Source organism: Nocardia sp. NPDC058114 (genome assembly GCF_042884695.1).
GTDB lineage: Bacteria > Actinomycetota > Actinomycetes > Mycobacteriales > Mycobacteriaceae > Nocardia.
Window position 1 is genome coordinate 1,054,005 of the sequence record NZ_JBHVTK010000001.1, and the last position, 14,690, is coordinate 1,068,694.

General features: G+C 69.6%; 10 protein-coding genes. 4 read left to right on the forward strand and 6 right to left on the reverse strand.

All coding sequences use genetic code 11. The annotated features are described in order from the left end of the window. Positions 1-36: 36 nt before the first annotated feature. Positions 37-1,428: an ABC1 kinase family protein gene (locus ACFVVI_RS04795; protein ID WP_378988219.1), complete on the forward strand. Its 1,392-nt coding sequence runs from the start codon at positions 37-39 to the stop codon at positions 1,426-1,428. A 9-nt stretch (positions 1,429-1,437) separates the two neighbouring features. Next, positions 1,438-1,947: a M15 family metallopeptidase gene (locus ACFVVI_RS04800; protein WP_387443241.1), complete on the forward strand. Its 510-nt coding sequence runs from the start codon at positions 1,438-1,440 to the stop codon at positions 1,945-1,947. A gap of 12 nt (positions 1,948-1,959) precedes the next feature. On the opposite strand, the gene ACFVVI_RS04805 is transcribed toward ACFVVI_RS04800, so the two are convergent. Next, entirely contained in the window at positions 1,960-3,099 is a 1,140-nt protein-coding gene (locus ACFVVI_RS04805; protein ID WP_387443243.1) for an epoxide hydrolase family protein, read from the reverse strand. Between the two features lie 85 nt (positions 3,100-3,184). Here ACFVVI_RS04805 and ACFVVI_RS04810 point away from each other — a divergent pair, with 85 nt between their 5' ends. Then, the gene (locus ACFVVI_RS04810; protein WP_378988210.1) at positions 3,185-4,192 is read left to right on the forward strand and encodes a helix-turn-helix transcriptional regulator; all 1,008 of its coding nucleotides are present in this window, start codon (positions 3,185-3,187) and stop codon (positions 4,190-4,192) included. Positions 4,193-4,289: 97 nt separating this feature from the next. Here the strand turns inward: ACFVVI_RS04810 and ACFVVI_RS04815 are convergent, their stop codons facing one another. Further along, positions 4,290-4,709: a RidA family protein gene (locus ACFVVI_RS04815; protein WP_378988207.1), complete on the reverse strand. Its 420-nt coding sequence runs from the start codon at positions 4,707-4,709 to the stop codon at positions 4,290-4,292. Positions 4,710-4,772: 63 nt separating this feature from the next. Between ACFVVI_RS04815 and ACFVVI_RS04820 the strand changes: the two genes are divergently transcribed. After that, positions 4,773-5,753, forward strand: coding sequence for a helix-turn-helix transcriptional regulator (locus ACFVVI_RS04820; RefSeq protein WP_387443246.1), 981 nt, complete (start codon positions 4,773-4,775; stop codon positions 5,751-5,753). Between the two features lie 38 nt (positions 5,754-5,791). On the opposite strand, the gene ACFVVI_RS04825 is transcribed toward ACFVVI_RS04820, so the two are convergent. From ACFVVI_RS04825 to ACFVVI_RS04840, 4 genes are all read right to left on the reverse strand, one after another. Then, positions 5,792-10,198, reverse strand: a complete 4,407-nt coding sequence (locus ACFVVI_RS04825; protein WP_387443248.1) for an SbcC/MukB-like Walker B domain-containing protein — start codon at positions 10,196-10,198, stop codon at positions 5,792-5,794. Between the two features lie 2 nt (positions 10,199-10,200). Next, the gene (locus ACFVVI_RS04830) at positions 10,201-11,571 is read right to left on the reverse strand and encodes a TIGR02678 family protein (RefSeq protein ID WP_387443250.1); all 1,371 of its coding nucleotides are present in this window, start codon (positions 11,569-11,571) and stop codon (positions 10,201-10,203) included. 73 nt (positions 11,572-11,644) lie between these two features. Next, positions 11,645-13,204: a TIGR02677 family protein gene (locus ACFVVI_RS04835; RefSeq protein WP_387443252.1), complete on the reverse strand. Its 1,560-nt coding sequence runs from the start codon at positions 13,202-13,204 to the stop codon at positions 11,645-11,647. Between the two features lie 75 nt (positions 13,205-13,279). Then, positions 13,280-14,419 (reverse strand): XRE family transcriptional regulator, encoded by a 1,140-nt coding sequence (locus ACFVVI_RS04840; RefSeq protein ID WP_378988192.1) that lies wholly within the window; start codon positions 14,417-14,419, stop codon positions 13,280-13,282. Between the last annotated feature and the right edge of the window lie 271 nt (positions 14,420-14,690).

A 14,690-nucleotide genomic window follows, 5' to 3' on the forward strand; every position in this document is an offset into this window, starting at 1 on the left:
ACGACATACGGTGTACAGGCCTGACAGGGGTGCGGATTGGCGAGCGGTGGAGTTCCCCGGGGGCGGGCGACGCGGAGCGCGAAGCTGGGGCAGTTCGCCGCCGGGCAGGCGGTGCGCGAGGTCGGGCGCCGGCTGTCGATGATCGGGCGCACCGACGAGGCCCGTGAGGTGCTGGCGGAGCGGTCGGCGATGATGAAGGCGCAGCAGATCGTCGCGGTGCTGGGGAGCATGAAGGGCTCGGCGATGAAGCTCGGGCAGATGGGCTCGGTGCTCGATCTCGACTTCGTTCCCGAAGCCCATCGCGAGCAGTTCCGCGCCCAGCTCGCGGCCCTGCAGGACCGGGCGCCCGCGATGCCGTTCGCGACGATGCGGCAGGTGATCGAGGACGACCTCGGCCCCTTGGCCCAGACGTTCGCCGAGTTCGGTGAGACATCGATCGCGGCGGCGTCGATCGGGCAGGTACACCGGGCGCGACTGCACGACGGACGCGTCGTGGCGGTCAAGGTGAAGTATCCCGGGGTGGAGCGCGCCGTCCACGCCGACATCAGCAATCTCGAGTTCCTCGGCAAAATGGCCAGAACAGTGCTGCCGAGCATGGCCGACACCGGTGTGCTGGAGGAGGTCGCCAGCAATCTGCGCAGCGAACTCGACTACGAACGCGAGGCTCAGACCCAGCATCGGGTCGCACGGCGCTATCGTGGCCATCCCTTCATCACCGTGCCCGACAGCATCGAGGAATTCTGCACGCACAATGTGCTGGTCACCGAATTCGTCGAAGGGCATCCGTTTTCGCACATCCAGACACTGCCTGCCGCCGAGCGGGACCGGCTCGGCGAGCTGATCTACCGCTTCTACATCGCCGGTCTGTTCGCCGACAACGAGTTCTGTGGCGATCCGCATCCCGGCAATGTGCTGCTGGCCGCCGACGGCAAACTCGCCTTCGTCGATTTCGGCCTCTACAAGGAGATGGATCCGGAGCACGTCGAGTTCGAGCGCTCGGTCCTGCGGGCCGCCGCGGAGGGCCGCGGTGAGGATCTGTTCGCCGCGTGGCTGGGCCGGGGGATCATCGACCCCGATTCCGAGGTCACCGTGGAGGAGAGTCTGGCCTACGTCTGGGCCGCCACCGGCTGGCACCTGCTCGACGAGGAAGTCACGATCACCCCCGAACTGGCCACCGGCGCACTACTTCTCGCCGTCGACCCGAGAGCGTCGGACTTCCAGGGCATGCACAAACAGCTGCTGCCGCCCGAGCACGTGTTCTCCCGCCGCGCCGACCTGTTCACCTTCGCCACCCTCGGTCAGCTGCGCGTTACCGCCAACTGGCATCAGCTCGCCCGCGAATGGCTCTACGACGAACCCCCGCAGACCGAGATCGGCCGGGCGATCGAGCAGTGGCGCCGTGGTCTCGACGACCGGCCGGGTCGATAGAATCCGCCTATGAATACTGTGCTCGGCCGCGTGGCCGACCGGATCCTGGTGACCGTGACGGCCGCCGCGGCCGTCACCGCCGTCGGCATCGGCGCCGCCGACGCCCAACCCGAGCCGCGCGAGCAGTTCCAATCGGCAGCGGGCACCGAAGGCCTCGACCCGCCGCTCGCCGCCGCCTACACCCTCGCCGAACAGCAGGCGCACGCCGAGGACGTGCCGCTGTCGATCACCTCCGGTCATCGCACCTACGAGCAGCAGCTGTGGCTCTGGCAGGACGGCCTGGCCACCTACGGCAGCCCCGAGGAAGCGCGACGCTGGGTGCTGCCGCCGGAGGAGTCCACCCATGTCTCCGGCCGTGCCGTCGATGTGGGCCCGCAGGTGGGGGCACAGTGGCTCGAGGACAACGGCAACCGGTGGGGACTGTGCCGGACCTTCGACAACGAGTGGTGGCATTTCGAGCTGGTGACCGCGCCCGGTGCGCCGTGTCCGCCGCGGGTACCGGACGCGAGTCAACGCTAGAGCCGAACCCCGTCAGCGCAGCCCGGCGAAGAAGGTCCGGATGTCGGCGACGTGCGCGGTGGGTTCTTCCATCGCGACGAAATGGTTGCCCGGATTTCCCGACGGCCAATGGGTGATCTTGTTGCCGCGATCGGCGAGTGTGCGCATGAGCGGTGAACCGCCACCGTAGACGCCGGTCGGCACCAGGTTCTGGTCGGTGGGCCAGCCGAACCCGCCGCCGGTGCGCAGCCCGTCGTACATCGGCCACGACGAGGTGCCGGTGGTCTGGGTGAACCAGTACAGGGCGATATTGGTCAGCAGGTGGTCGCGCTCGATCACGTCTTCGGCGCGGTCGGCCATATAGGCGAACTCCTGGAACTTCTGCATCATCCACGCCAGCAGTGCGACCGGCGAATCGTTCCAGCCGAGGGCGAACGTTTGCGGGGCCGCCCGCAACAGGGCGTGGTGGTCGACGCCGCCGGTCATCCACTGCTGCATCTGCGCCCACTGCGCACGATCCTCGGCCGACATCGCGGGCACGTCGGCCTCGGTCGGCATGCCGATCCCGCCGTCGAGATGCACGCCGATCACATGTTCCGGAGCGGCGAGCGCCATCTCCGGCGCGACGTAGGCGCCGAGGTCACCGCCCTGCGTGCCGTAGCGGTCATAGCCGAGGCGGTCCATCAGGGTGGCCCACATCGCGGCGACCCGTGCGGTGGTCATGCCGGGTTCGCGCGGCGCCGCCGAGAAGGCGAAGCCGGGGACGGACGGGATCACCACGTCGAAGGCGAGTGCGGGATCGAGACCGTGAGCGCGCGGATCGGTGAGCGGGCCGACGGTGCGGGTGAACTCGACGAACGAGTTGGGCCAGCCGTGGGTCAGCAGCAGCGGCACCGCGTCGGGCTCGGGGGAGCGCACGTGCACGAAATGGACGTCGAGGCCGTCGATCTCGGTGATGAACTGGGGAAACGCGTTCAGCGCGGCTTCTTGTGCCCGCCAATCGAATTCGTTCGCCCAGTACGTGGCGAGCTCGCGCAGGTACTCGGTGGGGATGCCGCGTTCCCAGCCCTCGCCCGGCAGCGGAGCCGCCCAGCGCGCCCCGCTCAGCCGGTCGTGCAGATCGTCGATGTCGGCCTGGGGGATGTCGATGCGGAACGGGCGGATGGTGGTCATCGGGACTCCTCGTCGTCGGTGTGATGTCGACGTTATCGACCATCTAGGACAGTTCTGGTCCTAGATGTGCGCGAGAATGGAAAACATGACCGACACCGCCGCCCGCCTGCTCCGCCTGCTCTCCCTGTTGCAGATGCCACGGGAGTGGCCGGGCAGCGAACTGGCCGACCGGCTCGGCGTCACCGATCGGACCGTGCGACGCGACATCGACCGCCTGCGCGACCTGGGCTATCCGGTAGTCGCCGCGATGGGTGCGGCCGGCGGCTACCGGCTCACCGCGGGCTCGGCGCTCCCACCGCTGATCCTCGACGCGGACGAGGCCGTCGCCGTCGCGGTGGGGCTGAGAGTCGCCGCGGGACAGGCGGTCGCGGGCATCGAGGACGCGTCGGTGCGAGCCTTGACCAAACTCGAACAAGTCCTGCCCGCGACACTGCGCAGACGAGTGCGCGTGGTCGGCGCGGCGGTCACGGTCCGAGCGGGCGAGGGCCCCGCCGTGGACCCGGAGGTCCTCACCACCCTCGCCGCCGCCGTCACCAACCGAGAACGCCTCCGCTTCACCTATCGCGACGCCACCGGCGCCGAATCCCGCCGCCACACCGAACCCGCGGGCGTCGCCGCCGCAGGCCGCCGCTGGTACCTCGTCGCCTACGACCTCGACCGCGACGCCTGGCGCAGCTACCGCGCCGACCGCATCGAAACCCCCCACCCCACCGGCGCCCGGATCGCCCCCCGCGACCTCCCCGCCGCCGACCCGGCCGACTACGTCGCAGGCCGCCGAACCGACTGGGCCACACCCGAATACCAGGTGGATGTCACCATCGAAGCTCCACGCGGCCGAATCGCAGGCCGGCTCGGCGAGGAACCGAACACCCTTCGCGCCGACAGCAACACCACCTGCCGCCTCACCGCCACCCGAGACGACGACCCCACCTGGCTCGCCGGACAACTGACGTCCCTGGGAGTGCCGTTCCGCGTCCATGATTCGCCTGAACTGACCGCGGCATTGCGTGCCCTCACGAGTCGCCTGCAAGCCGCCCTGGGTGATCGAGCGACCGCCCGTGCTCGTTCGAGCGTCTCGGATCGTCACCGATGAGGTTGCGGCCATCGACCATCTGCCCGTGCGGAAAGCGGCCCGGTAACTCTCCCCACCTGCACCGGGTTCGACAGCCCGATGCAGGTGGGGAGAACACTCAGGGGCGGGCGGCGACGGCTTCGACCTCGAACAGGACGTCGGGGGTGGCGAGGCTCGCGACGCCGATGAGGGTTTGGGTGGGAGGGGTTGTACCCCAGTTCGCTTGGACGGCACCGGCGATGGGGCCCAGTTTGCTGACGTCGTGATTCACGACGTAGGTCCGGAGCTGGACGACGTGGCTGAGGTCGAGGTCGTGGGCGGCCAGGGCGGTGGCGATGTTGCGGAAGGTTTGGTCGACCTGCTCGGTGAAGTCAGGGGAGACGACCGCGCCGTCGGGTCGGGATCCGTACTGTCCCGAGACGAGAACCAGTTCGGTACCAGCGGGGATGACGGCGGTGTGGCTGTAGCCGAAGGGGGTCGGGTCGTGCAGGCCGTCGGGGTTGACGATGGTGTGGCGTGCGTGGTCGATGTTTGTCATGGCGATGAACCTGCCAGGAATACACGACATCCTGTGTCGTGTATTCCTGGCATAGTTTTTCGTATGCGAGCTGACCGGTTGGTCTCCCTGGTGCTGCTGCTGCGGCGGCACGGTCAGCTGTCGGCGGACACCCTGGCCCGCGAACTGGAGGTGTCCACCCGGACCGTGCTGCGCGATATCGAGGCGCTGTCCACGGCGGGCGTTCCGGTCTACGCCGAACGGGGCAGGCACGGCGGGTTCGCGCTGCTGCCCGGATTCCGGACCGAGCTGACCGGGCTGAACCACGAGGAGGCGCTGGCCTTGCTGATCGCCGGATCACGGCGTGGCGCACAGGCATTCGGGCTCGGCTCGGCGCTCGCGTCGGCCATGCTCAAGGTGGTCGACGCGCTGCCCGAAAGCTATCGGGAGACCGCGAGCGACGCGGCCGAACGATTGCTCATCGATCCCGAGACCGATCTGCTCTCGCGCCGGTTGGATGCCGAGGAGCTGCCCGACACCATCGTCAGCGAGGTCCGGCGCGCGGTGCTCGCCGGACACAAGCTGCGCATCCACTACGCCGCCGTCGACCAGAGTCCCGCATGGCGCACGGTGGACCCGATCGGCCTGGTCACCGTCCGAGGCCAAGGCTACTTGCTCGCCACCAGATCCGGCGCGGACCGCACCTACCGGCTGTCGCGGGTCGTGGCCGCCGAGGCGCTCGCCGAACCGGCCCAGCGACCGGACCGGGTCGATCTGGACCGGGCTTGGCAGGAGCGCAGCGCCCGCTTTCGCGCAGGCGGCGATCTCGTCACCGTACGGGTTCTGGTCGATCCGGCGCGGCGCGAGGAGTTGGTCGGCACCGCGGTGGTTGTCCACCGCGAAGAAGCGGACGACGACGGGCGACTGCGGCTGGAAGTGGCCTTCCAGGATCGCCGACACGCCGAATGGGCGATGTGGCAGCTCGCCGCGAACGCGGAAGTCGTTGCCCCGCAGTGGTTACGCACCACCCTGCGCGACCGTGCCGCAGCGATCGCGGCCCGGTACGCGGTGTCATCAGAACGATGATTCTCTTCGGCGCGCGCTGGGCGAACCCGTACCGCTGATCAGCCCACCGGAGCGGGTTCGCCCGGCATCCCTTCCAGGGTCAACCCGCCCTCGATCGTGTTGGGTACTCGGCGGCGGTTGGGGGAGCCCAGCGCCGTGGTGAGGTCGCCGCCGTCGTGTTCGGCGAGAAGCTCACCGCTGTCCCAGACGAGAAGGGTCGCGCTGACGGTGTTCTCGGCGGTGGAGTGGGCCAGGTCGTAGTGCGCGCAGCCGGGGACGTGGGCGTAGGTGATCCACAGGTCGTAGCCGGTCATGAACAGGTCGAGGTCGAATTGCACACTGAGGCCGAGCAATTCGCTGCGACCGTTGTCGTCGACGCCGGCGAAGGCTTCGTCGAGAGCGAGTAGGCGAGGGGCCTGCGGGTCGGCGGAGTCGAGCATCACGTGGGCGGCGGCGAACAGGGGCAGGTGCAGGGAGACCGACTGTTCGCCGCCGGAGAGGGCGCTGTGCCGGGCGACGGTGAGCTTGTCCTCGGTGCCGTCCCCGGAGATCAGCGTGAAGGAGAAGACTCGCCACGTCCGGTAGTCGAGGGTCGCGGCGAGGATTTCGGGGTACGAACGCTCCGGGTGCGCGGTGCGGGCGGCGCGGATCTCGGCGGCGAAGTGGGCGCGCACCGAGCCGAGGTCTTCCGGGCTCAGGGCGGTGGTGTCGCGGTCGAGGAGTTTGCACATGGAGCGCGCGGACTCCGACAACCCGTCGGCGAGGATCCAGTGCACACCGATGGTGTTGCCCGACGACATCCGCCGCTGCTTCATCTCCGCGCCCATGCGGGAGATGAGTTCGCGAGCGTCGGTGGTGCGTTCGTGGATCTGCTGGGCCAGGCCGGTGAGCAGCGCGTCTTCGAGGATGCGCCGCTCGGCATCGGTGAGCAGCAGTTCCTGGTCGCGGCGGGCGGCGTCGATGCGGGCGGCGAAGTCGGCGAGGGCGGCCTGGCCGTTCTCGTCGTGGACGGCGACGACGGTGAGTCCGTCGGCGGCGTCCCAGTTCAGCCGGTAGTCGCGGCCGGAGGCGGTGAGCGCGGCGTCGAATTCCTGGAGCGCGGTGGTGACCGCGGACCGGGTGGACTTGCGACCCGCCTCGGTGGCGCGGACCTGGCTGGTGGCGGTGTCGAGGTCGGCGAACAGGGCGGCCACCTCGTCGGGCAGCACCACCGGATCGGTTTGCGGCCCCGCGGCGACGATGCGGTACTGCAGTTGCTCCGGGGTGGACCACGCGGCATCGCTACTGGGCCAGCGGTGTTCGACCGAGGCGCCGAGCAGGCTCAACAGGTCGGGTCGGGCGTACGGGGCCAGTGAACGCACTTCGGCGAGCACTTCGGTGAGTGCGGTGGCGAGCGCTTCGTTGGCGGTGCGAGAGGCCGCCTCGGCATCGCCGACCGCTTCGATGGCGGCATTGGCGGCCTTGCGCGCGGCCCGCTGCTCGGCCTTGGCCGCCTCGATGGCACCGCGGGCCAGGTCGAGATCGCGGTCGATGTCGGCGGCACTGGCGCCCAGCGCTTCGCGCAGCGTTTCGAGTTTGCGCTGCTGCTCGGTGTAGCCCAGTCGGGCAGCCTCGGCCTCTTCGGCGAACGCCTCGGCCAGTGCCCGCGCCTCGTCGTGCCGGTCGGTGCCCTCGCGTTCGCGTTCGCGCTCCCGATCGTGTTCGGCGCGTAGGCGGAGCAGTCCCGTACCGGTGTTCTCGAAATGGCGGATCGCGGCGGCCAGCGCGTCGAGTTCGCGTGCCTCGCGCGGGGTTCGATGCGCTTGGGCGGCGGCGCGCACCTTCTTGTCCAGGGCCGCGACTTCGGCGACGGCCTGGTCGAGTTCGCGCTCGGACTGGGTGGCGGCCTCCACCCTCGACCGCATCAGGCCGGCGGCCTCGGACACGGCACGCAGGGCAGACGTCACCGCCGACGGGCGCGGCAGTGCCTTGGCGCCGGCCGACAGCGCGGCCAATTCGGCAGTGGCGCAACTATCTTCGTCCCTCGCCACCTGATGTTCGGCAGTAGCGGCCTCGATCGCCGCCTCGATCTCGGCGAGCCGGGACTCACGCCTGCGCGCTCGCGCGGTGGTCCCGATGAACTCGGCTTCGGGCTTGTGGTGGTGGCCGACGAGAACGCCCTGCCGGAAAGTTCCGGCGAGGCCGACCACGACCTGCGGCGCGGCGGCGGTGGTCAGCGCGGTGAGGGTGGCGCCAGTGACCAGCCGAGTGGCATCGCCGGACACGGATCGTTCTGCGTCCGGCGTGTCATCGGTCGTCGTACCCGGCTGTGCGGACGTGTCGTGGAGGGCGATGGAGGCCAGCACCGCGGCAACGGTCTCGGTAGGCACGGCGAGATCGGCCGAATCGTCCTCGACGACAAGGACATCGGCGAGAGTACGGCCGGACGGGCGCTGCTCGATCGGCAAGGGGAGCAGGAGGTGCTCGGAGTCGATGCCGGCGGGCAGACTCGGGCCACAGATCCAGCTGTCGAGGAGACCGCTGGACTGCAGTGCCGCCTCGATACCGGCCGCATCCCGCGGGGACACCGAGTCGGCGAACCGCACCAGCTGCCAGAGCGGCGCACCCGGAAGTCCTTCGCGGACACCGGTTCTGGCGGGATGGGCCGGGGGAGCGTCGTCGCGCTGGGCGGCGATCTGTGTGCGTTCGGCGACCAGGGCATCGCGGCGCACGGCAGCGGCGGTGGCACGGGAGCGCGCCTGCTCGCGGCGGGTGCGGATCTGCTCGCGCAGCGGCTCGCACCACTCGGACAAGACCTCGGAGGCGGAGGGAATGTCCTCCACGCCCGCACCGGCCATGGCGGTGTCGAGCGCTGCGAACAAGCCGGCGGTGGTGTCGGACGTCACCTTTCGGCGACGTTCACCTTTTCCGTCCTGTCCGTCGGGATTCGTGCCCGAGCGGCCGTCGTGCGCCCCTGGTTCGGCAACGGCCCCGAAGATCTCGCTGTGCGCGTTCCACCAGGTGCGCAGGGCGGCGGCGGATTCGCTGCGGGCCAAGGCGACCGCGGCTTCGGCATGGGCGACTTCGGCGGCGGCCGAGTCGCGCAGTTCGACGGCGCGTTCGGCCAGGCGCTCGGAGCGGGTGCGGTCGGCGGCGGCGGTGTCCCACTTGCCCACTGCTTGTCGCACCGCACGCACGTCGGCATCACGTTCCTCCGCGTGGCCGCGCACCGCCGCGGTGAACTGGTCGCCGCGGCCCTCGGCGCTCGGCGGGGTCCATTCGATGCCCGCCTCTTCGGCGGCGGCACGGACCGCGTCCTCGCCGCGGACGAGGGCGGCGGCCGCTGTGCGGACCGCTTCGGTGGCGCGAGAGGCTTCCTCGGCGCGGCGTTGCAGCGTGTGCGAGGCTTCGGCGGCCTTGTCGCGGTGGGCCGCGGCGGAGGTTTCGAGGCGGCGGACGGCGTCGGCCAGGTCGTCGAGTTGCTGTTTGCCCTCGTAGGCGCTGGAGCGCTGGAGATTCTCGCGGTCGGCGATGGCCTGCTCATAGGCCTGGTCGGCGTTCTCGGCCCTGGTCTCGGCTTCGGTGCGGTCGGTGTCGCGGCGGGTACGCAGGGCGGTCGCGGCGAAGAGCGCGGTGGCGGCGTTGGTCACGGCATCGAGGCGGGCGCGGAGCTGGTCGACGTCCGTTTTCGCCTGTACCGCAAGGTATTTGCGGTACACATCGACGAATCGGCGAGTGGCGGTATCGGCTTGGACGAGCCCGTCGAGGGTGCGGCCGACCTCCTCCATATCGCTGAACGAGCGTGCGGCGTCGAGGATCAACTGCTCGTCGAGGGGCCGAAGGCCGTCGGTGAGTGCCTGGGAGAGGCCGCGCGGGTCGAGATTCTTGGCGAGCTGGGGCCTGCGCAGGGTGAGGATCAGATTGATCAGCTGGTCGTAGCGCTGCACGCCGAGCCCGAACATGCGCGCGTCGATCGCCGCCCGGTACTCGACGGGCCGGTCCACGATGGCGTCGCTGCCGATCTGCTCGGCCAACTGCTTGCGGGTGAGCGGGCGGTCGTCGGGACCGATGAGCGAGAAGTCGACCCCGGCGCGGCCGTCGGCGACGAAGTACCAGCGGGTCACCTTGTCCGACGAGCGGGTGGCGCGCATGCCGATGCCGACGGTGACGGTCTCCGGGTCGTCCCAGCTGCCGCGCGCGAACTCCATCCACACATACGAGTAGGCCGATTCCTGCTTGCGATAGAGCAGATTCGACTTCATGGTGCGTTCTTCACCGGCGAACGGGTTCAGCCTGCGTGGTTCGATCCGTCCGTCCAGGACGAACGGGAACAACACTTCCAGGGCCTTGGTCTTGCCGGAGCCGTTGGGACCGCGCAGCACCAGGCGCCCGTCGGCGAAACTGAACTCCTGGTCGCGGTAGTCCCACAGGTTGACGATGCCGGCACGGGTCGGGACGAACCGCACTCCGCCGTGAATGAGTGACATGCTCAGACCCCTCCCTCTCCGGTGCTGCCGTCGGTATCGGCGGCGGTGACGAACAATTCCTCGGCCTTGCGCACACGCACGGTGACCACCGCGCCGCGATATCTGGCCAGCGCGGGCAATACGAGCAGCCCGTCCTCGACCGGCCGGATCAGCCGCAGCTTGGCGAGCAGCGCGAGGACCTCGGTGGTGAGCCCGCCGACATCGGCCTGCCACTGGGCGGCGAAGGTCGCGCCGTAGCGGTCGGTGAGCGCGGTGACGGTCGTGCGCACCCAGGCGTCGTCGAGGAACGGATAGGTGACGGGTTCGAGGTCGTCGAGGTCGTCGGTGAAAACCGGGGCCGGCGTGCTGGTTTCGAGGTCCTCGGCGAGCGGGGCGAACACACCCGCAGTGGGGATGGACGCATCGAGGTGCTCGAGCAGGGTGTGATCGGGGGTGAGCGCGCCGGGGCGCCGGGGGATCGGGTTGTCGATGTCGAGGACCGTGTCGGCGATCTCGCCGATCAACAACAGGGCCACCTGTGCCAGGGTTCCGGTGCCGGGGAAGCGGGTATCGGACAGCCGTCCCGAGTTGTCGATCAGCGCCACACCTTCGGCCCGGCGTTCGGCGCGCAAGCCGGTGCAGTGCTCGACCTCGCCGACCAGTCGGTCCTGGCCGAGCAGCGCACCCTCGGCTGCCGACAGTTCGTCGAGATAGACGACGGGGCGCTCGACGAGCGCCCGGCGCACTCGGCGAGCCTGATCAGCCTGGTCGGTGTCCTCGGCCAGCAACCCGCGCACGCTGTGTAGATGCTGCAGTGCCCGTGGGGGCCGGAACAGCGCGAACACCACCGGGCGGTCGATGTCGTAGAGCGCCTCGCCCGCCTCCGGGTCGCTGGCCCAACCGCCCGCGTCGCCGTCGGCCAACGTCAACGCACCCCGCGCGCCCAGCCAGCCGACGGCATCGACGAAGGCGTCGCGATCGGCGGCTCGCTCGGTCGACAGGTCGAGTCCCTCGATCCGGCTCGCGTAATCGGCGACGTGCTCGGCCAATTCGGACAGGGTGATCTGGTCGCCTGCCCGGCCGAGCGCGGCCAGCGCCAGCGACAGATAGGCGTAGCGGCGTCGGTCGAAGACCCGATCGTTGACGCTGCGGGCGGGCCGGGCGTCATCGAGCCGATCGTGCACCGGGTAGAGCCGGGCCGTGGTCTCGGTGACCTCCAAGCGGTAACCGAACAATTCGGCCAGATCCTCGCGCAGTTCCGTCGCCCACCGCCGAATCAACGGCAGCGCGATCCGGTCGGGATAGACCCGGGTGACCAGGTGATTGGCGAGCATCACTCGCGCCGCCCGCTGATAACTGTCGAGAGCGAGCGCATCGATCCGTTGTCGCTTCACAGTCTTGCCCCTCGTGCCGACGTCGGTCGCACCGAGCGATGGACGCCGAAATCTGGCGAGTCGATGCGCAGTCTCATCGCGCGACCCCGCGGCGGCTCGACTCGCGTACTTCGAGGCGACGGTTGTTCAGATGGAGCAGCCCCGCCGCGGTCCGGATGACCGTCGACCCATCGCAGGGGCGCACTGTCAACGTGACGCCGTTGTCGGAACCTGTTGTGCCGTCGACTTTTCCGCTCACCGGAACCCACGCGGTGGAGGCGGCGTCGATCAGGCGCAACAGCACCTCGGTCTCACGCTGATCCAGCACTCGTTCGTGCACATTGCCCTGGGACAGCGAGGCGGCGGCCGCGGCGCGTTCACGCTGTGCCGCCAGTTGGGCCTCCCGCAGCCGCCGCACGCCCGCGTCGTTGCGCGCGATCCGGGCCGGGGCGCCCGCCGTGGGTGCGCGACCGGTTTCGGCGAGCGTGCGGGAGATCTCCAACGGCGGTGCTTCCCACCAGGATCGGCTGGTGGGGATCAGTTCCGCGTCGGGATGTTCGAGCGAGAGGTGGCGCGGCTTGCCCAGCCCGAACACCGCGTCGTAGAGCGCGTGCGCACTGCCCGCGCTGGGGGTGGCGACGAACCATTCGGCCAGATGGCGCAACGCCGATTCCCGGCTGACGCCACCTCGGCGGGTCTCGGTGACCCGGCGCAACAGCGACAGCACCGCCGCGATCGCGCTCATCGTCGCTTCGCGGAGCCGATCGGCCTCGCAGGTTTCCGACGACTCGGTGCCCGCGGCGACGAACCAGGTGCGCAGCCCGTCCCAGCGGGAACGCCAATCCGCTTCGCGTTCGGCGAGACTCAGCAGCACCCGCTCGTCGCACCCGGCCGCGCGGCCGATCAGCTGCTCGACGCCGGTCTCCTCGACTTCGCCGATCGCCGCCGCCAGCCGCGGGGCGAAGCGGGCCAGATCCATGCTGAACTCCCGCATGTGTGCCAGCAGCGCGTCCTTGTGCGCGAGGAAGGATTCCGGCGTGATCTCGGTGGTGCGCACCAGGTCGCCCAGAGACAGGTAGAAGTGCGCGGCGCGCGCGGCCATGTCGGTGAGCGCGGTGTCGAGCCTGCGCAACGTGGTGTAGACCCGCTCGGCGTCGCCGTCGCGGTTGGCGGCGGAGAGGGTGCGCAGGTCGGCGAGCAGCTCGGGCAGCACCAGCCGCGACAGCGACGCGTCCTCCATCCGGGCCGCGAGCACCCCGGCCACCGCCCGGTAGGCCTGGAACCCGGCCTGCGCGAACTGGTAGACGTAGTGCCGGTTGCGGTACTCGGCCAGGGTGGCCGCGCGGGTGCCGTCGTAGCTGCGTTCGAGCACACCCCAGCGATGCAGCTGCTCGAGCAGGGGACCGATCTCGACCGCGGGCAGTGGGACACCCGCGGCCGCCTCGGCTCGACCGCCCGCCTCGGCTCTGGCTATCCACTCGGCGACGTCGTCGGCGTGCAACAACACCACGTAGGCGGCACGAGCGCTGTCGAAGGCGCGCAGCACCCGCGCGTAGTCGGCGCGCTTCTCGGCGGTCGCGAACGAGAACAACCGCAGACGCTCGTCCCACAGGGCGGGTACGGCGCTGGGCAGGCCGTCGGCGGAGTCGGTCACCGTAGACAGGTTAGTGGTGGCCTTCGCGTGCTCCGCCGGACCCGTCCCCGATCGGCGTGGCATCGCCGCGCGAGCTCAGCCGACATTGAGCGATCGCAGCTGCTCGAGGAAGGTTTGGGTGCGGTGATCTCCTGGGTATCGTTCGATGATCTCCCTGGCCGCCTCGCCCGCGATCCACGCCAGCGACGGCAGCGACTTGCGCCCCGCGGAGAACGCCGCGACACCCTCCTCGACCGCGCGCTCGAGATCGCGATCGCGCACGGCCACGACGGCCAGGGTGAGCCGCGCCTCGGAGACCCGCATGGGATTGCGGACCGAACCGTCCGGTCGGGTCGAATCGCTGATCACCTGCTGGGCGTAGCGCTCGGCCAGTCGATCCTGGCCCGCCACCCGGCAGCAGTCCATCGCGTAGAAGTCGAATTTCGTGGCGTCGACGACGAAGTGGTTGTCCAGATCGGCCGGATGACCCATCCGCGACAGGATCGCCCTGCCCTCGTCGAGGGCGGTCTGCACATTGCGGCGATCACCGAGCCGGGCCCAGCCCTTGGCGCGCTGCGCCGCCAACTGCACCCCCACACTCGACGACGTGGTACCCGTCATGGCCTTCTCCGAGACATCGATCGCGCCACGGAAGTTGCCCTGGGTCAACGCGAACCACGCCGACATCTCCGCGGCCCACCCGACGATCTCGGCATTGCCTGCCTCGCGGCCCAGCGAATCGGCGGCTCGGCGGGTGGCCTCGGCGCCACCCCGGCGGCCCAGATCGTAATCGACGCAACCGACCAGCAACGCGACCCAGCCTGCCAGGACGAGGATTTCGCGATGCTGGCTCAGCGTCAGTCTGCCGTCGAGCAGGGAGGTGATCCGGCGCAGCCACGCGGTCCCCTCGGTGTGCAGTGCGTAGGGGTCGGCGTAGGCGTATTCGCAGCACAGCCTTTCGGCGGTGATCCGCACCGCGTCCAGGGTGGCGCTGTTGACGTCGGACATTCTGAGTCGTCCGATGAACTCCAGAGTGTCCATACCGGTTGCCGATAACAGCTCGTCATCACGGTTGGGACGGGACTTCGGGAAGAACGCGGCGGGGACGGTGTCGAACGCGGCCGCGATGATCGGCGCGTAGAACTCGTCAGGTCGCGATTCCCCGGATTCCCATCGGCGCCAGTTGCGCAGCAGGGTACTGTCCGTCGGCAGGTTGTGGGAGGACTTGGCACGCATAGCGCGAACGGCATCGGCTTGCGACCACCCCCTCGCGTCACGTTCCGAGCGCATCCGAACAGCCCAGACGGGTCGATCATCAGTTGCGGTCACGGCGGTAGTATTCCACCAGTTAACGTTCGGCGTCCCGGATAGGGCATGTAGATGTCATCGGATTGACATCTGCTGCCGGGGGCCATGATTGTTCATGATGTAAGCAGGTACTCGGCTCGACAACCGGATGCCTGCTTTGCAGGAGAGCTTGCAGGGCAACGAAGTACCCCCGCGTGGC